A 23,321-nucleotide genomic window follows, 5' to 3' on the forward strand; every position below is an offset into this window, starting at 1 on the left:
TTTTAACAAAAACTGAGACTAGTACGACTTTTTACATCCACAGGTTACTTCCACGTAGTTTATTGCTTTAATAACCGGAGTTAATTCCACATTTGAATCAGGGCTTGATAATGCAAAAACTCATTAACTCAGTGCAAAACTACGCCTGGGGAAGTAAAACTGCGTTAACGGATCTCTACGGTATCGCGAACCCGAACAACCTGCCGATGGCGGAACTGTGGATGGGGGCGCACCCGAAGAGCAGCTCAAAAATTGAAGACGCCAGCGGCCAGGTACGCAGCCTGCGTGACGTGATTGATGCCGATAAAGCCGCACTGCTGGGCGACAAGGTGGCTCAGCGCTTTGGCGAACTGCCGTTCCTGTTTAAGGTGCTGTGCGCCGACCAGCCGCTCTCCATCCAGGTTCACCCGAACAAGAAAGCGTCTGAAATCGGCTTTGCCAAAGAGAACGCGGCGGGCATCCCGCTGGACGCCGCCGAGCGTAACTACAAAGATCCTAACCACAAGCCGGAGCTGGTGTTCGCGCTGACGCCGTTCCTGGCGATGAACGCGTTCCGCGAGTTTTCAGAGATTATCTCCCTGCTGCAGCCGGTCGCGGGTGCCAACAAGGCTATTGCCCACTTCCTCGAAAACCCAAACGCGGACGCGCTCAGCCAGCTGTTTGCCAGCCTGCTGAATATGCAGGGTGAAGAGAAATCTCACGCGCTGGCGGTGCTGAAAGCAGCCCTGAACAGCCAGCAAGGGGAACCGTGGGAGACCATCCGCCTGATTTCCGAGTTTTACCCTGACGACAGCGGCCTGTTCTCCCCTCTGCTGCTGAACGTGGTGAAGCTGAACCCGGGCGAAGCGATGTTCCTGTTCGCGGAAACCCCGCACGCCTACCTGCAGGGCGTAGCGCTGGAGGTGATGGCCAACTCTGACAACGTGTTGCGCGCGGGCCTGACGCCGAAATATATCGACATCCCTGAGCTGGTTGCCAACGTGAAGTTTGTGGCGAAGCCTGCCGCGGAGCTGCTGACTCAGCCGGTGAAAAACGGCGCAGAGCTGGACTTCCCGATTCCGGTTGAGGATTTTGCGTTCTCCCTGCATGACCTCAATCAGACGGAAACGACAATCGCACAGGAAAGCGCGGCGATCCTGTTCTGCGTCGAGGGCGAAGCAACGCTACGCAAAGGCGAGCAGCGTCTGGTTCTCCAGCCTGGCGAGTCAGCATTCGTTGCAGCCAATGAGTCCCCGGTCAGCGTGAGCGGCACTGGTCGCCTGGCGCGCGTTTTTAATAAGCTTTAAGCACTTACTGAATTTTTTAACAACTCTTGCTAAGCTAGTTGAAGGCTTAATATCTCCGGGCGGTTTTTACCGCCTGGTTTCATTTTAGGGATAGTCGCAATGAAAAAATCGGTCGTAGCGGTTGGAGTGATTGTAGCGTTAGGCGTGGTCTGGACGGGTGCCTCCTGGTTTACCGGGAAACAGCTGGAAGGCCGTCTGGCTGAGATGGTGGCGCAGGCTAACGGAGAAATTAAGCGCAGCGCGCCGGAGGCGGGTCTGGAGCTGAGCTACCAGAACTATCAGCGCGGCGTGTTCACCAGCCGCATGCAGCTGGTGGTGAAGCCGGTGGCCGGTGTGGCAAACGGCTGGCTGAAGCCGGGACAGAGCGTGGTGCTGGATGAAGTGGTAAGCCACGGTCCGCTGCCGCTGGCGCAGCTAAAGTCGTTTAACCTGATCCCGTCCATGGCGTCCGTTCATACCGTACTGGTGAATAACGACGTCACTAAACCGCTGTTTGACCTGGCGAAGAATGAATCACCTTTCGACATTAACACCCGTATTAGCTACTCCGGTGATACCAGTTCTGATATCGCGCTGAAACCGCTGAACTACGAGAAAGAGAACGAAAAAGTCGCCTTCAGCGGCGGCCATTTCAAACTTGATGCGGATCGGGACGGCAACGTCTTCTCCATGACGGGTGAAGCGGAAAGCGGCCTGGTCAACGCCGTGAACGAATATAACCAAAAAGTTCAGCTCACCTTCAACAACCTGAAAGCCGACGGCAACAGCCGTATGACCGACTTTAAAGAGCGTATCGGCGATCAGAAGCTCTCCGTGGATAAAATTGCTATCGCAATTGAAGGAAAAGAGATGGCCGTGCTGGAAGGCATGGACGTTAACGGTCAATCCGACGTATCCAAAGACGGTAAGAGCATCAATACCCAGCTGGATTACACGCTGAAGAGCCTGAAAGTGCAGAATCAGGATCTGGGCACCGGCAAGCTGTCGCTGAAGATCGGCAATATCGACGGCCAGGCATGGCACGAATTTAGCCAGAAATACAGCAAAGAGAGCCAGGCGCTGCTGACCGACGCCGCGCTGCAGCAGAACCCGGAAGTGTACCAGCAGCAGGCGATGGCGGTGCTTTTCAATAACCTGCCAATCCTGCTGAAAGGCCAGCCGGTGGTCACCGTTGCGCCGCTGAGCTGGAAAAACAGCAAAGGCGAAACCAGCTTTAACCTGTCGCTGTTCCTGAAAGATCCTGCAGCCGCCACGGGTGAACCGCAGACGCTGGCGCAGGAAGTGGATCGCAGCGTGAAGTCGCTCGACAGTAAGCTGACCATCCCGATGGATATGGCGACCGAGTTTATGACCCAGATTGCGAAGCTGGAAGGCTACGGCGATGAAGATGCCGGCAAGCTGGCGAACCAGCAGGTGAAAGGTCTGGCGGCGATGGGTCAGATGTTCCGCATCACCAAAGTGGAAGACAACACCATTTCCACCAGCCTGCAATATGCCAACGGCCAGGTAACGCTGAATGGCGACAAAATGCCGCTGGAAGAGTTTGTTGGCATGTTTGGTATGCCGACGCTGGGAATGCCGGAACCGGCTGAACCCGCAGCGCCAGCCGTACCGGCGGCACCGCAGCAGTAAACGTCAAAACCCCTCGCAAGAGGGGTTTTTTATTGCCCTTATCCTTTCCATCCCTCCAGGAAATCCAGCAGCAAGGCGTTAACTTTCTCAGGCTGTTCCTCCTGAGGAAGATGGCCGCACTCGTCGATACCCTGCGCCCGCAGGTTATCCGCCATTTCAGCCCAGACGCTTTGCATATCGAAGAGCTTTCCGACCGCGTGAAAATCATTGCCCCACAGCGACATTACCGGACAGGCGATTTTCACGTCAGCGTCGGCAAGATCCTGCGCCACGTCTTCCGCGTTGGCGCGATAGTCAGCCATCGCGCCTCGCACGGCTCCGGGCGCCTGATACGCGCGAACATAGGTGTCAAACGCCTCGCCACTGATGGTTGACGGATCGTAGGTCCAGTCTGAGAAAAAGTGGCGCAGCCAGATATTTTCACGTCCCGCAATCAGCGCTTCCGGCAGATCGGGCACAAGATGGAACAGGAAGAACCAGTATGCGCGGGCGATGGACGCATTCAAATCGCGCGCCACGATACGCGTTGGCACGTTATCCATGACCACCAGACGATCCACCAGCTCAGGGTAATCTTTTGCGAACCGCGTCGCGACGCGCGCCCCGCGATCGTGCCCCACCAGCACCACCTTCTGTAACCCCAGCGCACGCATTAGCTCCCGGATGTCCCGGGCCATGTTCCGTTTATCATAGCCAGAAGCCGGTTTATCCGTTTCGCCATATCCTCGCAAATCCGGCGCGATGACGCGGTAGTGCCGGGACAATACAGGTATCTGGTAGCGCCAGGCATAGTTTGTTTCAGGAAAACCGTGCAGAAGAATAACCGGCGCGCCTTCACCCTCTTCAACCACAAACTGGCGAATGCCGTTTGCCGTTACGGTGTAACTTTTCATATTTATAACCTCACTTTATTTCAGCAGAGGCACGTTTGCCGCACGTTGATAAGGACCGTAATTTACAGGGTTCCAGCTATAGCCCTGCTGCCAGGCGGTGATATGCCCAATACCGGGGAAAGGCAGATGCGCAGCGGCCATCCACTCGCCGTCTTTCGCCAGGGCGTTAAACTCCTGCGCCCGGGACGAGATGGCTTTTTTCGAATCGACATCAAAGCGAATAGACACTTCAGGATGCGGGAACTGGACGGCTGGCGCATGAATCAAATCCCCAATGAAGTTAATAGCCGTCCCCTGCGACGCAAAGCGATAAACGGTACTGCCGGGCGTATGGCCAACGGCATAGGCCGTCTGGACTTCCGGGATCGGCGAAGCTGGCGGAACGAAGGTTTTAAGATGTCCGGAGGCTTTATACTCAGACAATGCTTTTCGGGCGATAGCAAAATACTCTTTCGCATTAGCCGGCGCGCTCGCTTCTTTTGCAGGATCAAGCCAGTAGTCGGCCTCCCCCTGCGGTACGTAGACGGTGGCATTGGGGAACAACGCTTTACCGTCTGCATCGCTCAGGCCACACACGTGGTCAAGATGCAGGTGAGTCAGGAAAATGGTATCAACCTGCTCGGGACGATAGCCTGATGCTTTCATATTGTTAACCAGCTGGCCGGCCGTTTCCGGCACGCAGTGCCCCGCTCCGCTGTCAATCATGACCAGATGTTTACCGCTATTAACCAGGAAAGCGTTAAAAGCGGTCGGCATGCGGTCGGCATCGATTTTATGCTGAGCCAGCAGTTTACGAACCTTGTCATCTGAAAGACCGTGGAGTAATGACGGCGAAAGGTCGTTATAGCCGTCGAACAGCGCCGTGACCTCATATTCCCCTACCGCCAGACGATAATAGCCGGGAACCTGCTGCTTCACCTGCGCAGGTGCGTCAGCCCAGGCGGCACTTACCAGTAACAGGCTGCTGAATGCCAGAACCGTTTTCAACTTTTTCATCTTCACTCCAGATTGATATTTTTCAGGTTGTGAAGAGACTATGGCAGCGTAACGATAAATACTGTAGATATGTACTTTGATAAGGCAACATAACGAAAAACGATATAATGAAACTGGAAGACGTAGAAGTGTTTGTCGAAGCCATTAAGGCGGGTAGCCTGGCGGGCGCCGCGCGTCGGCTCTCAATGAGCGCCATGGCGGCGTCACGCTCTCTTAACAATCTTGAGGCTGAGCTGGGGGTCAGGCTGGTGCATCGCACCACGCGATCCCTCTCACCGACCAGCGATGGTGACGTTTTTTTGCCGCATGCGCAGGCGTTGCTGGAAGATAAAAATAACGCGCTTGCCGATCTGTTTCCTGATGGTACGCACCTGTCCGGACGCCTTCGCATTACCGCCTCAGCGGCGTTTGGACGCAAGATCGTTGCACCGATGTTGCCGCTGTTTATGCAGCAACATCCTGCCCTGCAGGTCGACCTGCTGGCAACCGATGAGCAAATTGATATTGTCGGGAAAGGCATAGACGTGGCGTTACGCATTGCACCGCTGCGCGATAACCGGTTAGTCGCACACCGCATCTGCGATAACCCCCGCGAGCTTTGCGCCAGCGCGGAGTATCTCGCCGCGTACGGTTCACCGAAATTGCTTAACGATCTGGCTGGACATAGCTGCCTGACCACCTCAGATACGACACACTGGTCGTTTGAGAAGGGTGAACAGCGCTACAAACAAAAGGTGTCAGGCCGATTCTCGGCTAACTCTATTGAGGCGATTTTCGAGGCTTGTCTGGGGGGACTCGGCATCGCAAATTTATCTCGCTGGTACGTAGAGCCTGCCATTGCTGAGGGTAAACTCGTGCGGATCATTCTGGAAGATGCTCAGCCGGAATCGCTGGCCATTTGGGCGGTTTACCCGACCTCCCGGCTGATCCCGGCAAAAGTACGAAAATTTGTAGAAGCCCTGGAGACACATCTGACGCTCAACCCGCTTACGCAGCAGAGCTGAGTTATTTCACCGTCACCAGCCGCGCCGCCACAATCTGGTGCCCGGACTGGACATCCGTGTTGTCGATGCGCTGCATAATTCTGTCTGCCAGCGTGTAGCCCATCTCCCGCGCAGGGGTGGTAGCCCAGACGATGGGGAGATCGTCCAGCGCGTTTTCACCAACGTCGGCGAACGCCCCTAACGCCACCTGATGGCCAAAGAAGGTTTCCACCCCGCCCTCGCCGCTCTGACGCCCGGCGCGGATCAGGCCAAACCAGGCACCCATGGCAATCACATCGTTGTAGCAAATCACGGCGCTGATCGTCGGATTGCTTCGCAGCAGCGCGCCTATCGCTTCCGCCGCTTTCTTCTGGCTGGATTCACACTCCACGACCCATTCGCTGTGGAACGGCAGGCCGTATTTAATCAGCGTCGCGCAGTAGCCGCCGACCCGCTCGGCGCGCGTCAGGGAGGAGCTTTTCCCTCCCAGCCAGGCAATGCGCTGATGCCCACGGCGAATGAGATGTTCGGTCAACATTTGCGCGGCCTGCATGTTATCCGGGCGCAGCGTATCGGCCTCGTCCAGATAGCTGGCGCGCGAGGCGAACACCAGCGGCACGCCTTTTTCGGCGGCGCGCTCGCACAGTTCGCTACCCACGCCCGACGCCCCGGCGACGATCACTCCGTCAACCCCCTGGGTCAGCAGCATATCGAGACGGGAGAGAAGCTGCCCGGCCTCGCGCCCGCCGTGCAGCAGAAAGACCATCCGCCCCTGCGCTTCCAGCGCTTCAGTTAACCCGGCGGTCAGCTCCGCATAGAAAGGTGACGTCAGGTCGCGGACAATCAGGCCAATCACCCCGCTTTGCCCGCCGCGCAGCGCCGACGCCTGACGGTTACGCACAAAGCCCAGCTGTTCAACCGCCTCGTTCACCCTCTGGCCGGTTGCGGGCGAGATGCGCCCTTTACCACTGAGCACGAGAGAAACGGTGCTGACGGAAACCCCCGCCGCCAGCGCGACATCGTTGATGGTGACTTTTTTCGCTACAGCCATGTGTCAGCGTGACTCCCTGAAATGAGATCGGTAAAACGTTTTATCAATACGTTATCTTTATACTACCAGTCAAAGCCTAAGAATGTGATTTAGCGCGCACTAAACTTTGATAAAACGTTTTATCTTCTCGCATCATTGAAGCAGGCAAACTGATTTTAACAATAAAGGAGTCGTTTTATGACGGCGAAAACAGCACAAAAAATATCGCTGTGGGAGTTTTTCCAGCAACTGGGTAAAACCTTTATGCTGCCCGTGGCGCTCCTCTCGTTCTGCGGGATCATGCTCGGGATCGGCAGCTCGCTGAGCAGTAAAGACGTCATCACGCTGATCCCGTTCCTCGGTACTCCCGTGCTGCAGGCGATCTTTATCTGGATGAGTAAGGTCGGCTCCTTCGCGTTTAGCTTCCTGCCCGTGATGTTCTGCATCGCCATCCCGCTGGGCCTGGCCCGCGAGAATAAAGGCGTCGCGGCTTTTGCCGGGTTTGTGGGTTACGCCGTGATGAACCTGGCGGTTAACTTCTGGCTGACCGCGAAAGGCATTCTGCCGACGACCGATACTGCCGTGCTGAAGGCCAACAACATTCAGAGCGTGATTGGTATTCAGTCTATTGATACCGGGATCCTCGGAGCGGTGATCGCCGGGGTGATTATCTGGATGCTGCACGAACGCTTCCACAATATCCGCCTGCCGGATGCTCTGGCCTTCTTCGGCGGTACCCGCTTCGTGCCGATTGTCACCCTGGTAGTTATGGGTCTGTTCGGCCTGATCATTCCGCTGATCTGGCCGGTCTTTGCGATGGGCATCAACGGCATTGGCCGCATCATCAACGGCGCGGGAGATTTTGGTCCGATGATCTTCGGCACAGGCGAGCGTCTGCTGCTGCCGTTTGGCCTGCAGCATATCCTGGTGGCCCTGATTCGCTTCACCGAAGCGGGCGGTACCATGGAGGTGTGCGGTCACGACGTGAGCGGTGCGCTGACCATCTTCCAGGCGCAGCTGAGCTGTCCGACTACCCACGGCTTCTCTGAAAGCGCCACCCGCTTCCTGTCTCAGGGTAAAATGCCGGCCTTCCTCGGCGGCCTGCCGGGTGCCGCGCTGGCGATGTACCACTGCGCGCGCCCGGAAAACCGACATAAAATTAAAGGGCTGCTGATCTCCGGCGTGATTGCCTGCGTCGTGGGCGGCACCACCGAGCCTATCGAATTCCTGTTCCTGTTTGTTGCGCCGGTGCTGTATCTCATCCACGCGCTGCTGACCGGCCTGGGCTTTACCGTGATGGCGGTGCTGGGCGTCACCATCGGCAACACCGACGGCAACGTGATTGACTTCGTGGTGTTCGGGATCCTGCACGGCCTGTCAACCAAGTGGTATCTGGTGCCGGTCGTGGCGGCTATCTGGTTCGCGGTGTACTACGGTATCTTCCGCTTCGCCATCACCCGCTTTAACCTGAAAACGCCGGGCCGCGATACCGATACCGCCACCAGCGTTGAGCAGGCGGTGGCCGGTACCGTGGGCAAATCCGGGTATAACACCCCTGCCATTCTGGCTGCGCTGGGCGGTGCGGATAACATTACCTCGCTGGATAACTGCATCACCCGCCTGCGTCTGTCGGTGGCGGATATGTCAAAAGTGGATACCAACGCCCTGAAAGCCAACCGGGCCATCGGCGTGGTACAGTTAAATCAGCATAATTTGCAGGTGGTTATCGGCCCGCAAGTTCAGTCGGTGAAAGATGAGCTGGCAACCCTGATGCGAACAGTAGAAGCCTGATGCCTCAACCCCCTCTCATGAGGGGGTTTTACTTTAAGGATTAACGTCATGTTTGATTTTTCTACCGTCGTGGATCGTCACGGCACCTGGTGTACGCAGTGGGACTACGTCGCCGACCGCTTTGGCGCGGCGGATTTGCTGCCCTTCACCATCTCGGATATGGACTTCGCCACCGCCCCCTGCATTACCGACGCGCTGCATCAGCGCATCAACCACGGCGTGCTGGGCTACAGCCGCTGGAAAAACGACGAGTTTCTTGCCGCTGTTGAGCACTGGTTTCGGCAGCGCTTTAACAGCCGCATTGATAAAGAAACCATCGTTTATGGCCCTTCCGTCATCTACATGGTGTCAGAGCTGATCCGCCTCTGGTCAAAGCCCGGTGACGGCGTGGTGGTTCACACCCCGGCGTACGATGCGTTTTACAACGCCATTGGAGGCAATGCGCGTCAGGTAGTGGCTGTTGAGATGGAAAAGCAGGCGGCTGGCTGGCAGGGCAATATGGCGGCGCTTGAAGCGGCCCTGGCGAAACCGGAAAACAAAATTCTGCTGCTGTGCAGCCCGCAGAACCCGACCGGCAAGGTCTGGACGCGGGATGAATTGACGCAGATGGCGGAACTCTGTGAGCGCTATGACGTGGCGGTTATCAGCGATGAAATTCATATGGACATGGTCTGGGGGGCGCATCGCCACACCCCGTGGAATGCGGTAGCGCGCGGCAAATGGGCGCTTCTCACCTCCGGCTCGAAAAGCTTTAATATTCCGGCACTGACGGGCGCATACGGCCTGATCGGCGATGAAGAGAGCCGTAACGGCTATCTCAGCGCGCTAAAAGGACGGGATGGGCTATCTTCCCCTTCCGTGCTGGCGCTGACGGCCCATATCGCCGCCTATCAGCAGGGAGAGTCGTGGCTGGATGCCTTGCGTCGTTATCTGGAAGAGAATCTGTTGTATATCGCACAGGAATTAAACAGTGCTTTTCCGAAACTGAACTGGCAGCCGCCGGAAGCAACCTATCTGGCCTGGATTGACCTGCGCCCGCTGAACATTGACGACAGGGCACTGCAAAAAGTGCTGATCGAGCAGCAAAAAGTCGCCATCATGCCGGGATATACCTACGGGGAAGAGGGAAATGGCTTCGTGCGCTTAAATGCGGGCTGCCCACGCAGCAAGCTGGAACAAGGGGTTCAGCGCCTCATCGCCGGGATCAACACGCTCCTGTAATTTGTTTGCGCAACGGAATATTCCCTTGCGCAAATAGCTTTTTACCCCGTTTTGTTTTTATAATATGGCGCACTTTAATCCGAAAAGAGTGCGACCATGATTGATACACGCCTGCCCTTAACTGATATTCATCGTCACCTTGACGGTAACATTCGTGCCCAAACCATCCTCGATCTTGGCCGCCAGTTCAACTTAACGCTTCCCGCTCAGACGCTTGAGTCGTTGATCCCACACGTACAGGTTACCTCCAATGAACCAGACCTGGTCAGCTTCCTGAGCAAACTCGACTGGGGCGTGAAGATGCTGGCCTCGCTGGATGCCTGCCGCCGCGTGGCGTTTGAGAACATTGAAGACGCGGCCCGCAACGGTCTGCACTACGTTGAGCTGCGCTTCTCGCCGGGCTATATGGCGATGACCCACAGCCTGCCCGTTGCAGGCGTGGTGGAAGCCGTCATTGAAGGCGTCCGTGAAGGGTGTAAAACCTTCGACGTTCAGGCCCGCCTGATCGGCATTATGAGCCGCACGTTCGGCGAAGCCGCCTGCCTGCAGGAGCTGGAAGCGCTGCTGGCGCACCGCGATGCCATCACTGCCGTCGACCTCGCCGGCGACGAACTGGGCTTCCCCGGCAGCCTGTTCCTCTCCCACTTCAACCGCGCGCGCGATGCTGGCTGGCACATTACCGTCCATGCGGGTGAAGCAGCGGGCCCGGAAAGTATCTGGCAGGCCATCCGCGAGCTGGGCGCCGAGCGTATCGGCCACGGCGTGAAGGCGGTAGAAGACCGCGCCCTGATGGATTTCCTGGCGGAGCAGCGCATCGGCATTGAGTCGTGCCTGACGTCCAACATTCAGACCAGCACCGTGGCAACGCTGGCGCAGCACCCGCTGAAAACGTTCCTCGAGCACGGCGTGCTGGCCTCGCTGAACACGGACGATCCGGCGGTTCAGGGCGTGGATATCATCCACGAGTACAACATCGCCGCCCCGCAGGCGGGCCTGAGCCGCGAGCAGATCCGCCAGGCGCAGATCAACGGGCTGGAGATCGCCTTCCTTACGCCTGCAGAGAAGCAGGCGCTGCGGGATAAGGTGGCAACCGCGTAAACCCTTTTGCCGGGTGGCGGCTACGCCTTACCCGGCCTACAACAACGTCAAAACTTATGCCAGACAGAGCGTGGCGCGATGTTTGGCAGATTCGATCCCCAGCTCAATCAGCTCCATAATCTGAATCGCCTGGCTGGCCGGAACCGGGTTCTCCCCCGTGCCGTTAAGCGCATCGCGGATGGCAGCATAATAAGCCGGATAGTTACCCGGGATCGTTAACAGGGTTTCCTCAACCAGCTCCTCACCTTCCGTCCGTGTCACGACGCCGTCGCGCATATCATAGCCCCAGTCTTCCTGCGGCAGACGTTCACCGTTTTTGAGGCGGTCTTCCTGCGGATCGAGGCCAAACTTCACGTAGCTCCCGCGCGTGCCGTGGATGATATAGCGGGCAGATTCCGCGGCCGCGACCATCGTCCCGTGCAGCACAATCCGCCGCTGCGGGTAACTCAACACCGCGTGGAAGTAATCCGTTGTCTGCGCACCGGGCCTCAGCTGAGCCAGATCGACCGTCATGCTCACCGGCAGCCCAAACAGATTCACGGTCTGGTCCAGCAGATGCGGGGCTAAATCGTACCAGATGCCGCTGCCCGGACCGGCCTGCTCGCGCCAGCGGTTTCTCACCTGCGGACGGAAGCGGTCAAAATGTGATTCAAAAAAAACAATCTCTCCTAACGTGCCTTCCCCGAGAAGCGTTTTAACCGTCAGGAAGTCGCTGTCCCAGCGGCGGTTATGGAAAACGGACAGCACTCTGCCCAGGCTTTTTGCCAGCGCCTCCAGCTCACGCGCCTGTGACAACGTCACGGTGAAGGGTTTGTCAACAACGACGTGCTTCCCGGCTTCCAGCGCGGCTTTCGCCAGCGGGAAGTGCGTGTCGTTCGGGGTGGGAATAACAATTAAATCGATATTCGGATCGTTGAAAAGGTGTTTAGGCTCGGAGACAACCGGCACTGCGGGCCAGTCAGCGTGGACTTTGGCGGCGTCGCTGCTGGATACCGCCGCCAGCGCCATTCCCGGCGTTCCGGCTATCAGAGGCGCATGAAACGTTTTGCTCGCGTACCCGTAGCCTATAAGCCCGACGCGGATGTTATCACTCATCGTGTTGTCCTCTTTTTGCGTTTCTTATTTCATACTGGCTTTTCTGGCATTGTCCTCATTAATAATGAGCCATGGCGCTTAAAATAGCAGGCTGTACCGGTTATTTTTGTTACATAGTATTAACCTTCTGATTTTGTTTAAGGGAATCGTTCCCAAAGCGCTTGCCGTCAGAGAAACAGCGCTGTAACATTTGCGACCTGTATTTATGGATAAATTACAACAGTGAATCATGGCATCAATTATTAATCGAATCATTGAATTAGCGGGATGGATTGTTCTTGGGGTTTCGGTCATTTTGCTCGGCGTAGCCAGCCATATTGATAACTACCAGCCGCCGGAGCCTGCTGCCGTCACCCATCCTAAGTAACCGGTTGCTGCTTTAAAGAGTGACATAATGTGTCAGTTTCGTATTGCCAGCCCTGGTGAACGCGGTTAACCTTCTCTTCCAGGCATCACCTTCGGTGCCTGAATTTCAGCAAAGAAAACTCCTAATTTCGTCGCGTTATCTGAGTGGGCTGTTTACGTCTGTATTAATCCGTTTATTATTCGACCGAATTACCTTAACTGGTATTACTCACTTTTATATGGAAAATTATTAATATGACAGTTCAGGACTATTTATTAAAATTTCGCAAGATCAATTCGCTTGAGAGCCTGGAAAAACTGTTTGACCATCTGAACTACACCCTGTCGGATAATCAGGACATCATCAATATGTATCGCGCCGCTGACCATCGCCGTGCGGAGCTGGTCTCCGGCGGACGCTTGTTCAACGTCGGCGAGGTGCCAAAGTCCGTATGGCGTTACGTTTTATAAGAAAGTAGCCATCCGCGCGAAATGTTATATACTCTCCGCCCTGCAAACTGGCTGTACAACATTTCGCGCAGATAATGGGAGAGTTCATGACCGCAACGCCTGGAGAACGCATCGGAGGCTGGTTAATCGCCCCACTGGCATGGCTGCTGGTTGCCTTATTAAGCGCATCGCTTGCGCTGCTGCTTTATACCACCGCATTGATTACCCCTCACGCTATTCAGACCCTGATGTCGCAAAGCGTGCTGAATATAGCGATGTGGTTTGTGTCGTTCGTTTTCGCGATTGGGATGTGGTACTACACCCTGTGGCTGACTATCGCCTTCTTTAAGCGCCGCAAGAGTGTGCCTAAGCACTACATTATCTGGCTGCTGGTCTCGGTCCTGCTGGCGGTTAAAGCGTTTGCTTTCTCGCCCGTCTCTGACGCGCTTGCTGTCCGCCAGCTGCTTTTCCCGTTACTGGCTGCGGCGCTGCTGGTGCCCTATTTCAAACGTTCAACGCGTGTGAAAAACACCTTCGTGAACCCGTAATAACCTTACAGATAACCTGTTGTCGCCTGCCCCGGTTTGTCCGATAATAGGCGGCTTTTTTATTTCAGGCTAAATAATGACCGATTACTTACTGCTCTTTGTCGGCACCGTGCTGGTTAACAACTTCGTTCTGGTGAAGTTCCTTGGCCTGTGCCCGTTTATGGGCGTGTCCAAAAAGCTGGAAACGGCGATGGGCATGGGGCTGGCGACGACCTTCGTCATGACGCTGGCGTCTATCTGTGCGTGGTTGATTGACACCTGGATCCTCATCCCGCTGGGGTTAATCTATCTCCGCACGCTGGCGTTTATTCTGGTCATTGCGGTTGTAGTGCAATTTACCGAAATGGTGGTGCGCAAAACCAGCCCGGCGCTCTATCGCCTGCTGGGTATCTTCCTGCCGCTGATCACCACCAACTGCGCGGTGCTTGGCGTGGCGCTGCTGAACATCAACCTTGGCCATAACTTCATGCAGTCGGCGCTGTACGGCTTCTCCGCCGCTGTCGGTTTCTCATTTGTTATGGTGCTGTTCGCGTCGATTCGCGAACGTCTGGCAGCAGCGGATATCCCTGCGCCATTTCGCGGTAATGCCATTGCGCTGGTAACCGCGGGCTTAATGTCTCTGGCCTTTATGGGCTTTAGTGGTCTGGTGAAGTTGTAATGAGTGCTATCTGGATTGCCATCGCCTCTATCAGCGTCCTGGGGTTGGTGTTTGGCCTTATCCTGGGCTACGCCTCCCGCCGTTTCGCGGTAGAGGACGATCCTGTTGTTGAAAAAATTGATGAGCTTTTGCCGCAAAGTCAGTGTGGACAGTGCGGCTACCCGGGCTGCCGCCCTTACGCTGAAGCGGTAGGCATTCAGGGTGAAAAAATTAACCGCTGTGCGCCCGGCGGCGAAGCGGTGATGCTGAAAATTGCCGCCCTGCTTAACGTCGATCCGCAGCCCGTTGATGGCGATGCGGAAGTCCAGGAGCCGGTTCGCGCCCTCGCGGTGATCGACGAAGCAAACTGCATCGGCTGCACCAAATGTATTCAGGCCTGTCCGGTCGACGCCATTGTTGGCGCAACGCGCGCCATGCACACCGTTGTGGCGGATCTCTGCACCGGCTGTAACCTTTGCGTGGCCCCCTGCCCGACGCAATGTATAGAGCTGCGCCCGGTTGAAACGACTACCGAAAGCTGGAAGTGGGATCTTCAAACCATTCCGGTTCGTAATATTCCTGTGGAACAACATGCTTAAGTTATTTTCTGCTTTCAGAAAAGAGAAGATCTGGGACTTTGACGGCGGTATCCATCCGCCAGAGATGAAAACCCAGTCCAACGGCACGCCGCTGCGTCAAATTCCGCTGGCGACGCGTTACGTCATGCCGCTCAAGCAGCATATTGGCGCTGAGGGCGAGCTGTGCGTGAAAGAAGGCGATACGGTGCTGCGCGGTCAGCCGCTGACCTTCGGACGCGGACGTATGCTGCCGGTACACGCCCCTACTTCCGGGAAAGTGGTGGCGATTGCCCCTCATACGGTGGCGCATCCGTCCGCGCTGTCGGAACTGAGCGTGATTATTGAAGCCGACGGCGAAGATCGCTGGATTGACCGTGACGGCTGGAGCGACTACCGCAGCCAGAGCCGCGAAGCGCTCATCGAGCGTATTCATCAGTTCGGCGTCGCCGGGCTTGGCGGCGCAGGCTTCCCGACCGGCGCCAAGCTGCGCGGCGGTGGCGATAAGATTCAGACGCTGATTATCAACGCCGCCGAGTGCGAGCCGTACATCACCGCCGACGATCGTCTGATGCAGGATCGCGCCGCCCAGGTGGTGGAAGGCATCCGCATCCTTGCGCACATTCTGCAGCCGCGGGAAGTGCTGATTGGTATCGAAGATAATAAACCGCAGGCTATTTCAATGCTGCGCGCCGTGCTGGCCGGTAGCCATGATATCGCCCTGCGCGTTATTCCGACCAAGTACCCCTCTGGCGGCGCAAAGCAGTTGACGCAAATCCTCACCGGCAAGCAGGTCCCGCACGGCGGACGCTCGTCGGATATCGGCGTGCTGATGCAAAACGTCGGCACCGCTTACGCCGTCAAGCGTGCGGTGATTGACGGCGAGCCGTTGACCGAGCGCGTGGTAACACTGACCGGAGAGTCTGTCTCTCGTCCGGGTAACGTGTGGGCGCGCCTCGGCACGCCGGTGCGCCATCTGCTGGAACAGGCTGAATTTTGCCCGGCCAGCGACCAGATGGTGATCATGGGCGGTCCGCTGATGGGCTTTACCCTGCCGTGGCTCGACGTTCCGGTAGTGAAAATCACCAACTGCCTGCTTGCCCCTTCCCCAACCGAAATGGGGGAGGAGCAGGAAGAGAAAGGCTGCATCCGCTGCAGCGCCTGTGCCGATGCCTGCCCGGCGGATCTCCTCCCGCAGCAGCTGTACTGGTACAGCAAAGGCCAGCTGCACGATAAAGCCAAAGCCCATAACCTGGCCGACTGCATCGAATGCGGCGCCTGCGCCTGGGTCTGCCCAAGCAACATTCCGCTGGTGCAGTACTTCCGCCAGGAGAAGGCCGAGATTTATGCCATCTCCATGGAAGAAAAACGCGCCGCGGAAGCCAAGGCACGTTTCGAAGCACGTCAGGCGCGTCTCGAACGTGAGAAGATGGCTCGTCAGGAGCGACATAAGCAGGCCGCCGTTCAGCCTGCCGGGAAAGATCAGGATGCAATCAACGCCGCACTGGCGCGCGTTCGCGAGAAAAAAGCCAGTGCCGCCCAGACGCTGGTGATCCAGGCCGGTGAAAAACCGGATAACAGCGAAGCGATTGCCGCCCGCGAAGCGCGTAAAGCTGCGGCCCGCGCCCGTCAGGCGGAAAAAGCGCAAGCGGCGCAGCCGGATACTGAAATCGATCCACGCAAAGCCGCCGTCGAAGCGGCAATAGCCCGTGCCAAAGCGCGCAAGGCCGGGGAGCAGCCAGTGGTGGTTGAACAGGAACCGGTCGATCCGCGTAAAGCTGCCGTTGAAGCGGCGATTGCCCGCGCCAAAGCGCGCAAAGCAGCGCAGCAGGCGCCAGCCGCAGAACCTGAAGCACCGGTCGACCCACGCAAAGCCGCCGTTGAAGCGGCGATAGCCCGCGCCAAAGCGCGCAAAGCAGCACAGCAGGAAGAGCAGCCGCAGGCCGCCAACGATGACCCGCGCAAGGCCGCCGTCGCCGCCGCCATTGCGCGCGTTCAGGCAAAGAAAGCCGCACAGCAAGCCGTAAACGAGGATTAAATGGTTTTCAGAATCGCAAGTTCCCCTTATACCCACAATCAGCGCCAGACCTCGCGCATCATGATGCTGGTCTGCCTGGCCGCGCTGCCGGGCATTGCCGTTCAGTGCTGGTTTTTCGGCTGGGGAACTCTGTTCCAGATAGCTCTTGGATGCGCCAGCGCCGTCGCCGCGGAAGCCCTCGTGCTGAAGCTGCGCAAGATGGCGGTTTCCCGCATCCTGGCGGACAACTCCGCTCTGCTGACCGGCCTGCTGCTGGCCATCAGCATTCCCCCGCTTGCCCCGTGGTGGATGGTGGTGCTCGGCACCGTGTTTGCCGTGATTATTGCCAAACAGCTCTATGGCGGCCTCGGTCATAACCCGTTTAACCCGGCGATGATTGGCTACGTGGTGCTGCTGATCTCCTTCCCGGTACAGATGACCAGCTGGCTGCCACCGCACGAGATTGCGGCCACGGTTCCCGGCTTTATGGATGCTCTGCAGGTGATCTTTACCGGCCATACGGCGCTGGGTGCTGATATGAACGCGCTGCGTATGGGCGTGGACGGTATCAGCCAGGCGACGCCGCTCGATACGTTTAAAACGTCCCTGCACGCCGGGCACAGCGTTGAGCAAATCATGAAGTCCGCCATCTACAGCGGCGTGCTGGCGGGAGCCGGCTGGCAGTGGGTCAACCTGGCGTATCTGCTGGGCGGCCTGTTCCTGTTGCAGCAGAAGGCCATCCGCTGGCATATTCCGGTCAGCTTCCTGGTAACGCTGGCGGTCTGCGCCACGCTGGGCTGGGTATTCTCTCCTGAATCGCTGGCCAGCCCGCAGATGCACCTGCTCTCCGGCGCGACCATGCTGGGTGCCTTCTTTATCCTGACGGATCCGGTGACGGCCTCCACCACCAACCGCGGTCGCCTGATCTTCGGCGCGCTGGCTGGCCTGCTGGTCTGGCTGATCCGCAGCTTCGGCGGCTATCCGGACGGCGTGGCGTTTGCCGTCCTGCTCGCCAATATTACCGTTCCGCTCATCGACTATTACACGCGCCCCCGCGTGTACGGCCATCGCTAAGGGTTTCGCCATGTTAAAAACGATGCAAAAACACGGCGTCACGCTGGCTGTCTTCGCCGCGGTCCTGACGGGGCTGACGGCACTGGTTAATGCGCTGACCAAAACGACCATCGAAGAACAGGCCTCGAAGCAGCAAAAGGCGCTGTTCGATCAGGTGATCCCGTCCGATTTCTACGATAATGACCTGCAAAAAAGCTGCTTTGTGGTAGACGCGCCGCAGCTTGGGAAAGGCCCGCACCGCCTCTTTATCGCCCGCAAAGGGGATAAACCGGTCGGCGCGGTGATGGAAGCGACCGCCCCTGACGGCTATTCCGGCGCCATTCAGCTGCTCGTGGGCAGCGATTTCTCCGGTACCATCCTGGGCACCCGCGTGACGGAACATCATGAAACGCCGGGCCTGGGCGATAAAATCGAAACCCGTCTGAGCGACTGGATTTTGCACTTTGCCGGTAAAGTGATCCATGGTGAAGATGACACCGCGTTTGCGGTGAAGAAAGACGGCGGCGAGTTTGACCAGTTCACGGGCGCAACCATCACCCCGCGGGCGGTGGTAAACGCCGTAAAACGAGCCGGGCTGTACGCTGAAACGCTGCCCGCGCAGATCAACAATCTTCCGGCCTGTGAGGAGTAATCATGAGCCAGGTTAAAGAGGTTATTGTCCAGGGATTGTGGAAAAACAACTCCGCGCTGGTACAGCTTCTGGGTATGTGCCCCCTGCTGGCGGTGACATCCACCGCCACCAACGCGCTCGGTCTGGGTCTGGCAACCACGCTGGTATTGACCCTGACCAACCTCTCCATCTCTGCCCTGAGACGCTGGACGCCGTCGGAAATTCGTATTCCGATTTACGTCATGATCATTGCGTCGGTGGTCAGTATTGTCCAGATGCTGATTAACGCCTACGCGTTTGGTCTGTACCAGTCGCTCGGGATCTTCATTCCTCTTATCGTCACCAACTGTATCGTGGTCGGGCGTGCGGAAGCGTTCGCGGTGAAAAACAGCCCGGCCATGTCGGCGCTGGATGGTTTTTCCATTGGCATGGGCGCCACGTGCGCCATGTTCGTGCTGGGCTCGCTGCGTGAAATCCTCGGCAACGGTACGCTGTTCGACGGCGCAGATGCGCTGCTGGGCGGCTGGGCTAAAGCGCTGCGCGTTGAGGTGTTTCACACCGATACGCCGTTCCTGCTGGCGATGCTACCGCCCGGCGCGTTTATTGGCCTCGGCATGATGCTGGCAATAAAATACCTGATTGATGAGAAACGTAAGCGCCGCGCGGCTGAGCGCAGCGTTCTGGAAGGGACACCCGAGAAGGCCTCATGAATAAAGAAAAGCGCATTGCGATCCTGACCCGTCTGCGGGACGAGAACCCGCACCCGACGACGGAGCTGAATTTTACCTCCCCGTTTGAGCTGCTGATCGCGGTGTTGCTCTCTGCGCAGGCGACCGACGTGAGCGTCAATAAAGCCACTGCCCTGCTTTATCCGGTCGCCAATACGCCGAAGGCCATGCTGGAGCTGGGCGTGGAAGGCGTGAAGTCATATATCAAAACCATCGGCCTGTTTAACAGCAAAGCCGAGAACGTGATTAAGACCTGTCGGATCCTGCTGGAACAGCACGGAGGCGAAGTACCGGAAGATCGCGCCGCGCTGGAAGCCTTGCCGGGCGTGGGGCGTAAAACCGCGAACGTTGTGCTCAATACCGCGTTTGGCTGGCCGACCATCGCCGTTGATACGCATATATTCCGCGTCTCAAACCGGACCAATTTCGCTCCAGGGAAAAATGTCGAGCAGGTAGAAGAGAAGCTGTTAAAAGTGGTTCCTGCCGAATTCAAGGTTGACTGCCACCACTGGCTAATTTTGCACGGTCGTTATACCTGCATAGCCCGAAAGCCGCGCTGCGGCTCCTGCGTTATTGAAGATCTCTGCGAATATAAAGAAAAAGTCTATCCCTGACCGTCATAATCCCCTATCAAAAGAAGGACTACCGTTCGTTCTTCTTTTGGCCGTTATTTGTCCGCTCTTACTTTCTTCTGACTTGTCACTTGTTCGGCTCTATAACGCTCAAACAGGTTAATACTTTTTTCATAGCCAAAAATTTCTATACATCTGTGATCGCGATCACTCTGATAACGTCATGTTGATTTTTTGTAGTCAAAGTCATCGCAAACCCTTTGCCGGGCAAGATTTAAATGCGTTTACCCGGAAGATAAGACCAGCTATTTTTCAGAATATGGGCTATATCACTACAACAGACGGCAAATAGCAGAACATATTGCCAAAACCCCATCACACAGGGTGTATTCCAGTCGAAAAAACTACCTTTAGTTATCGTATAAAATTTAACGCTAAATAACATTTGTAGAAACCGACAATTATACCGCCCAAGATATATGTAACAGATTATTACAAACGTATTGCCAGACGGGGCAGGATAGTGAACATTACCCGCCGTTTCTCCTCCCAATATAACTATAAGGCGGATGGGCTACGGCCATCACGCGATGAACACCCCCGTTAATATGGGATGTAAAAAAAGAGGTATATGTGTCGACTGCAAACAATAAACCAACAGATGAAAGCGTGAGTCTGAACGCTTTTAAACAACCGAAAGCGTTTTATCTCATCTTCTCTATCGAGTTATGGGAGCGTTTTGGTTACTACGGCCTGCAAGGGATCATGGCGGTTTACCTGGTTAAACAGCTGGGTATGTCCGAAGCCGATTCCATCACGCTGTTCTCCTCCTTTAGTGCCCTCGTTTACGGTCTGGTTGCTATCGGCGGCTGGCTGGGTGATAAAGTTCTCGGTACTAAGCGCGTCATTATGCTGGGTGCCATTGTTCTGGCTATTGGCTATGGTCTGGTTGCATGGTCAGGACATGATGCGGCTGTGGTCTACATGGGCATGGCAACCATCGCCGTGGGTAACGGTCTGTTCAAAGCGAACCCGTCTTCCCTGCTCTCAACCTGCTACAGCAAAGATGACCCACGTCTGGACGGTGCATTTACCATGTACTACATGTCCATCAACATCGGTTCCTTCTTTTCCATGCTGGCAACCCCATGGCTGGCCGCGAAATTCGGCTGGAGCGTGGCGTTTGCGCTGAGCTTCGTGGGTATGCTGATCACCGTGGTAAACTTCCTGTTCTGCCGCAACTGGGTAAAAGACTACGGTTCAAAACCTGACTTCGAGCCTGTCCACATGGGCAAGCTGCTGGCTACCATCGTGGGCGTTGTCGTCCTGGCGGCGATCGCCACCTGGCTGCTGCACAACCAGGGTATCGCTCGTGCCGTTCTGGGCGTAGTTGCGCTGGGCATCGTGGTCATCTTCGCGAAAGAAGCGTTCGCTATGAAGGGTGCAGCCCGTCGTAAGATGATTGTGGCGTTCATTCTGATGCTGGAAGCGATTATCTTCTTCGTGCTGTACAGCCAGATGCCAACCTCTCTGAACTTCTTCGCTATTCGTAACGTTGAGCACTCTATCCTGGGTATCGCATTCGAACCCGAGCAGTTCCAGGCGCTGAACCCCTTCTGGATCATGATCGGTTCCCCGATTCTGGCCGCAATCTATAACAAGATGGGCGATCGTCTGCCAATGCCGCACAAGTTCGCGGTGGGTATGGTGCTCTGTTCCGGTGCGTTCCTGGTGCTGCCGCTGGGGACTAAGTTTGCGTCCGACGCCGGTATCGTGTCCGTTAACTGGCTGATCCTGAGCTACGCGCTGCAGTCTATCGGCGAACTGATGATCTCCGGTCTGGGTCTGGCGATGGTTGCACAGCTGGTTCCACAGCGTCTGATGGGCTTCATTATGGGTAGCTGGTTCCTGACCACTGCCGGTGCGGCGATCATCGCCGGTAAGATCGCGAACCTGATGGCTGTGCCAGAAAACGTGACCGATCCGCTGCTCTCCCTGAACGTCTACGGTACCGTGTTTATGCAGATTGGTATCGCTACGGCGGTTATCGCGGCGCTGATGCTGCTGACCGCGCCGAAACTGAATCGAATGACTCAGGACGACGACAAGACGGCGGAAGCGAACAAAACCGCTACCGCGTGATATCTGAGAGAAACGACAGAACAGAAGCCGCTAAGAGATTAGCGGCTTTTTTTTTGTCCCTTCGCGCACTAACATAGCTAAAACCTCAGCAAAAAGGAGTTACCGATGAAACTGTTCTACAAACCGGGCGCGTGCTCTCTTGCTTCCCATATCACCCTGCGCGAGAGCGGCAAAGATTTCACGCTGGATGGCGTTGATCTGATGAAAAAGCGCCTGGAAAACGGGGATGACTTTTTTGCGATTAACCCAAAAGGGCAGGTTCCGGCCCTGCTGCTGGATGACGGAACTCTGCTGACCGAAGGCGTGGCGATTATGCAATTCCTGGCGGACAACGTACCGGATCGCCAGCTCCTTGCCCCTACCGGCAGCGTCGCACGTTATAAAACGCTGGAGTGGTTGAACTATATCGCCACCGAGCTGCACAAAGGTTTTACCCCCCTCTTCCGCCCGGATACGCCGGAAGAGTACAAGCCGACCGTGCGAGCTCTGCTGGAGAAAAAGCTGCAGTATGTTAACGAATCGCTGAAAGACGATCAGTGGATTTGTGGTTCACGCTTCACCATTGCCGACGCGTACCTGTTTACCGTACTGCGCTGGGCGCGTGCGGTTAAGCTGAACCTGGAAGGGTTGGACCATATCGCATCGTATATGGCGCGCGTGGCGGAGCGTCCAGCAGTGGCCGCTGCGCTAAAAGCGGAAGGGTTGAATTAAGCGAGCCGTCTGTGTTGCCGGGTGGCGCTGACGCTCACCCGGCCTACGAACTCTGGACGATTATAGCCGTGTGGCGCTGAAATAGTGCTCCGGCTTCGCGATACGATCCTGTGCCGCGACCACCTGCAGTTCATATTCCTGCATCTGTTTCGTCGCAATCATGATTTCGTACACCGCTGCCGTCACGTGCTCCAGCGCGTCTCTCACCGTTGCACCCTGCAACAGTTTCACCAGCAGCAGTCCGCTGGTCACATCACCCACGCCCACCGGCTGACGCGTGCCGAAATCCACCAGCGGACGGCTGATATGCCATGCGTCATCTTTCGTCACCAGCAGCATCTCAAAACGCTCCTGGGTCAGCCCTGCGCGGGCGAGATGTTTTACCAGCACAATCTCAGGCCCCTGGGCTATCAGCTCGCGAGACGCGCGTACAGCCTCTTCTACGCTGTTAACCGGATGCTCGCAGAGGATCTCCAGCTCAATCAGGTTGGGCGCAATGATATCGCTAGCGGGCAGCGCATGGCGAACGTGAAATTCCGCTACGCCAGGCGCCACAATGCAGCCTTTCTCCGGGTGTCCCATGACGGGGTCGCAGAAATATTTTGCCGCCGGGTTTGCCGCTTTCACCTGACGGACGATGCCGAGGATGTGTTCCCCCTGCTCCGCTGAGCCGAGGTAGCCGCTCAGAACGGCGTCGCAGCGCTTGAGCTGGTCGATATCCGCAATACCCTGCACAACCTCTGTGAGGTGCGAAGGCGGCATCACGCAGCCGGTCCATTTGCCGTATTGCGTGTGGTTAGAGAACTGCACGGTATTGAGAGGCCAGACGTTGGCACCGAGGCGGCGCATCGGGAATTCCGCTGCGCTATTGCCAGCATGTCCAAACA

23 protein-coding genes are annotated in these 23,321 nt (G+C 56.7%); 18 read left to right on the top strand and 5 right to left on the bottom strand.

Annotated features, from left to right (window positions below):
* Positions 1-110 precede the first annotated feature (110 nt).
* Both manA and HBA26_RS09655 read left to right on the top strand, forming a co-directional pair.
* Positions 111-1,286, top strand: a complete 1,176-nt coding sequence (manA, locus tag HBA26_RS09650) for a mannose-6-phosphate isomerase (RefSeq protein ID WP_028012929.1) — start codon at positions 111-113, stop codon at positions 1,284-1,286.
* A 99-nt stretch (positions 1,287-1,385) separates the two neighbouring features.
* The gene (locus HBA26_RS09655) at positions 1,386-2,918 is read left to right on the top strand and encodes a YdgA family protein (RefSeq protein WP_063942572.1); all 1,533 of its coding nucleotides are present in this window, start codon (positions 1,386-1,388) and stop codon (positions 2,916-2,918) included.
* 38 nt (positions 2,919-2,956) lie between these two features.
* Here HBA26_RS09655 and HBA26_RS09660 read toward each other — a convergent pair whose 3' ends face one another.
* Together HBA26_RS09660 and HBA26_RS09665 are read right to left on the bottom strand one after the other, a co-directional pair.
* Positions 2,957-3,811: an alpha/beta hydrolase gene (locus HBA26_RS09660; RefSeq protein ID WP_049000884.1), complete on the bottom strand. Its 855-nt coding sequence runs from the start codon at positions 3,809-3,811 to the stop codon at positions 2,957-2,959.
* Between the two features lie 15 nt (positions 3,812-3,826).
* Complete coding sequence (locus tag HBA26_RS09665) at positions 3,827-4,807, bottom strand: MBL fold metallo-hydrolase (RefSeq protein ID WP_126345681.1); 981 nt, start codon at positions 4,805-4,807, stop codon at positions 3,827-3,829.
* 107 nt (positions 4,808-4,914) lie between these two features.
* On the opposite strand from HBA26_RS09665, the gene HBA26_RS09670 reads away from it, so the two are divergent.
* Positions 4,915-5,811 (top strand): LysR family transcriptional regulator, encoded by an 897-nt coding sequence (locus tag HBA26_RS09670; RefSeq protein ID WP_126326102.1) that lies wholly within the window; start codon positions 4,915-4,917, stop codon positions 5,809-5,811.
* Position 5,812: 1 nt separating this feature from the next.
* On the opposite strand, the gene HBA26_RS09675 is transcribed toward HBA26_RS09670, so the two are convergent.
* Positions 5,813-6,841: a Mal regulon transcriptional regulator MalI gene (locus tag HBA26_RS09675; protein WP_028012924.1), complete on the bottom strand. Its 1,029-nt coding sequence runs from the start codon at positions 6,839-6,841 to the stop codon at positions 5,813-5,815.
* Between the two features lie 177 nt (positions 6,842-7,018).
* Here HBA26_RS09675 and malX point away from each other — a divergent pair, with 177 nt between their 5' ends.
* The 3 genes from malX to add all read left to right on the top strand — a co-directional run bounded on the left by malX (position 7,019) and on the right by add (position 10,930).
* Positions 7,019-8,611 carry a maltose/glucose-specific PTS transporter subunit IIBC gene (malX, locus tag HBA26_RS09680; RefSeq protein ID WP_126345682.1) on the top strand — a complete coding sequence of 531 codons (1,593 nt, stop codon included), beginning with the start codon at positions 7,019-7,021 and terminating at the stop codon, positions 8,609-8,611.
* Between the two features lie 48 nt (positions 8,612-8,659).
* On the top strand, positions 8,660-9,832 hold the full coding sequence (locus tag HBA26_RS09685; protein ID WP_126345683.1) for a MalY/PatB family protein: 1,173 nt from the start codon (positions 8,660-8,662) through the stop codon (positions 9,830-9,832).
* 96 nt (positions 9,833-9,928) lie between these two features.
* Positions 9,929-10,930 (top strand): adenosine deaminase, encoded by a 1,002-nt coding sequence (gene add / locus HBA26_RS09690; RefSeq protein WP_028012921.1) that lies wholly within the window; start codon positions 9,929-9,931, stop codon positions 10,928-10,930.
* Positions 10,931-10,984: 54 nt separating this feature from the next.
* Here the strand turns inward: add and HBA26_RS09695 are convergent, their stop codons facing one another.
* On the bottom strand, positions 10,985-12,025 hold the full coding sequence (locus tag HBA26_RS09695) for an oxidoreductase (protein ID WP_126345684.1): 1,041 nt from the start codon (positions 12,023-12,025) through the stop codon (positions 10,985-10,987).
* A 241-nt stretch (positions 12,026-12,266) separates the two neighbouring features.
* On the opposite strand from HBA26_RS09695, the gene blr reads away from it, so the two are divergent.
* The 12 genes from blr to gstA all read left to right on the top strand — a co-directional run bounded on the left by blr (position 12,267) and on the right by gstA (position 22,434).
* On the top strand, positions 12,267-12,392 hold the full coding sequence (gene blr, locus HBA26_RS09700; RefSeq protein WP_168733269.1) for a division septum protein Blr: 126 nt from the start codon (positions 12,267-12,269) through the stop codon (positions 12,390-12,392).
* Positions 12,393-12,625: 233 nt separating this feature from the next.
* Positions 12,626-12,841 carry a transcription modulator YdgT gene (ydgT, locus tag HBA26_RS09705; RefSeq protein WP_013096896.1) on the top strand — a complete coding sequence of 72 codons (216 nt, stop codon included), beginning with the start codon at positions 12,626-12,628 and terminating at the stop codon, positions 12,839-12,841.
* Between the two features lie 86 nt (positions 12,842-12,927).
* Complete coding sequence (locus HBA26_RS09710) at positions 12,928-13,368, top strand: DUF2569 domain-containing protein (RefSeq protein WP_025758365.1); 441 nt, start codon at positions 12,928-12,930, stop codon at positions 13,366-13,368.
* 76 nt (positions 13,369-13,444) lie between these two features.
* Positions 13,445-14,026, top strand: coding sequence for an electron transport complex subunit RsxA (rsxA, locus tag HBA26_RS09715; RefSeq protein ID WP_028012919.1), 582 nt, complete (start codon positions 13,445-13,447; stop codon positions 14,024-14,026).
* The gene (gene rsxB / locus HBA26_RS09720) at positions 14,026-14,604 is read left to right on the top strand and encodes an electron transport complex subunit RsxB (protein WP_032640037.1); all 579 of its coding nucleotides are present in this window, start codon (positions 14,026-14,028) and stop codon (positions 14,602-14,604) included. Before rsxA ends, rsxB begins: the two co-directional genes overlap by 1 nt.
* Entirely contained in the window at positions 14,597-16,618 is a 2,022-nt protein-coding gene (rsxC, locus tag HBA26_RS09725; RefSeq protein ID WP_126345685.1) for an electron transport complex subunit RsxC, read from the top strand. Before rsxB ends, rsxC begins: the two co-directional genes overlap by 8 nt.
* Positions 16,619-17,671: an electron transport complex subunit RsxD gene (rsxD, locus tag HBA26_RS09730; protein WP_028012916.1), complete on the top strand. Its 1,053-nt coding sequence runs from the start codon at positions 16,619-16,621 to the stop codon at positions 17,669-17,671.
* A 10-nt stretch (positions 17,672-17,681) separates the two neighbouring features.
* Positions 17,682-18,302, top strand: coding sequence for an electron transport complex subunit RsxG (gene rsxG / locus HBA26_RS09735; RefSeq protein ID WP_045261492.1), 621 nt, complete (start codon positions 17,682-17,684; stop codon positions 18,300-18,302).
* A 2-nt stretch (positions 18,303-18,304) separates the two neighbouring features.
* Positions 18,305-18,991, top strand: a complete 687-nt coding sequence (locus tag HBA26_RS09740) for an electron transport complex subunit E (protein ID WP_023617347.1) — start codon at positions 18,305-18,307, stop codon at positions 18,989-18,991.
* Entirely contained in the window at positions 18,988-19,623 is a 636-nt protein-coding gene (nth, locus tag HBA26_RS09745) for an endonuclease III (protein ID WP_028012914.1), read from the top strand. Before HBA26_RS09740 ends, nth begins: the two co-directional genes overlap by 4 nt.
* Positions 19,624-20,214: 591 nt before the next feature.
* Positions 20,215-21,723, top strand: a complete 1,509-nt coding sequence (gene dtpA / locus HBA26_RS09750; RefSeq protein WP_028012913.1) for a dipeptide/tripeptide permease DtpA — start codon at positions 20,215-20,217, stop codon at positions 21,721-21,723.
* 105 nt (positions 21,724-21,828) lie between these two features.
* Entirely contained in the window at positions 21,829-22,434 is a 606-nt protein-coding gene (gene gstA, locus HBA26_RS09755; protein WP_028012912.1) for a glutathione transferase GstA, read from the top strand.
* A gap of 60 nt (positions 22,435-22,494) precedes the next feature.
* On the opposite strand, the gene pdxY is transcribed toward gstA, so the two are convergent.
* Positions 22,495-23,321, bottom strand: an 827-nt coding sequence (gene pdxY / locus HBA26_RS09760) for a pyridoxal kinase PdxY (protein ID WP_166720894.1), incomplete at its 5' end; no start/stop codon positions are given.

It is taken from the genome of Enterobacter sp. 725m/11 (assembly GCF_011683705.1).
Lineage (GTDB): Bacteria > Pseudomonadota > Gammaproteobacteria > Enterobacterales > Enterobacteriaceae > Enterobacter > Enterobacter bugandensis.

Bases quoted from the DNA above. Each gene is read 5' to 3' on its own strand.
- manA (WP_028012929.1), top strand. From the start codon at position 111: ATGCAAAAACTCATTAACTCAGTGCAAAACTACGCCTGGGGAAGTAAA.
- HBA26_RS09655 (WP_063942572.1), top strand. From the start codon at position 1,386: ATGAAAAAATCGGTCGTAGCGGTTGGAGTGATTGTAGCGTTAGGCGTG.
- HBA26_RS09660 (WP_049000884.1), bottom strand. From the start codon at position 3,811: ATGAAAAGTTACACCGTAACGGCAAACGGCATTCGCCAGTTTGTGGTT.
- HBA26_RS09665 (WP_126345681.1), bottom strand. From the start codon at position 4,807: ATGAAAAAGTTGAAAACGGTTCTGGCATTCAGCAGCCTGTTACTGGTA.
- HBA26_RS09670 (WP_126326102.1), top strand. From the start codon at position 4,915: ATGAAACTGGAAGACGTAGAAGTGTTTGTCGAAGCCATTAAGGCGGGT.
- HBA26_RS09675 (WP_028012924.1), bottom strand. From the start codon at position 6,841: ATGGCTGTAGCGAAAAAAGTCACCATCAACGATGTCGCGCTGGCGGCG.
- malX (WP_126345682.1), top strand. From the start codon at position 7,019: ATGACGGCGAAAACAGCACAAAAAATATCGCTGTGGGAGTTTTTCCAG.
- HBA26_RS09685 (WP_126345683.1), top strand. From the start codon at position 8,660: ATGTTTGATTTTTCTACCGTCGTGGATCGTCACGGCACCTGGTGTACG.
- add (WP_028012921.1), top strand. From the start codon at position 9,929: ATGATTGATACACGCCTGCCCTTAACTGATATTCATCGTCACCTTGAC.
- HBA26_RS09695 (WP_126345684.1), bottom strand. From the start codon at position 12,025: ATGAGTGATAACATCCGCGTCGGGCTTATAGGCTACGGGTACGCGAGC.
- ydgT (WP_013096896.1), top strand. From the start codon at position 12,626: ATGACAGTTCAGGACTATTTATTAAAATTTCGCAAGATCAATTCGCTT.
- HBA26_RS09710 (WP_025758365.1), top strand. From the start codon at position 12,928: ATGACCGCAACGCCTGGAGAACGCATCGGAGGCTGGTTAATCGCCCCA.
- rsxA (WP_028012919.1), top strand. From the start codon at position 13,445: ATGACCGATTACTTACTGCTCTTTGTCGGCACCGTGCTGGTTAACAAC.
- rsxB (WP_032640037.1), top strand. From the start codon at position 14,026: ATGAGTGCTATCTGGATTGCCATCGCCTCTATCAGCGTCCTGGGGTTG.
- rsxC (WP_126345685.1), top strand. From the start codon at position 14,597: ATGCTTAAGTTATTTTCTGCTTTCAGAAAAGAGAAGATCTGGGACTTT.
- rsxD (WP_028012916.1), top strand. From the start codon at position 16,619: ATGGTTTTCAGAATCGCAAGTTCCCCTTATACCCACAATCAGCGCCAG.
- rsxG (WP_045261492.1), top strand. From the start codon at position 17,682: ATGTTAAAAACGATGCAAAAACACGGCGTCACGCTGGCTGTCTTCGCC.
- HBA26_RS09740 (WP_023617347.1), top strand. From the start codon at position 18,305: ATGAGCCAGGTTAAAGAGGTTATTGTCCAGGGATTGTGGAAAAACAAC.
- nth (WP_028012914.1), top strand. From the start codon at position 18,988: ATGAATAAAGAAAAGCGCATTGCGATCCTGACCCGTCTGCGGGACGAG.
- gstA (WP_028012912.1), top strand. From the start codon at position 21,829: ATGAAACTGTTCTACAAACCGGGCGCGTGCTCTCTTGCTTCCCATATC.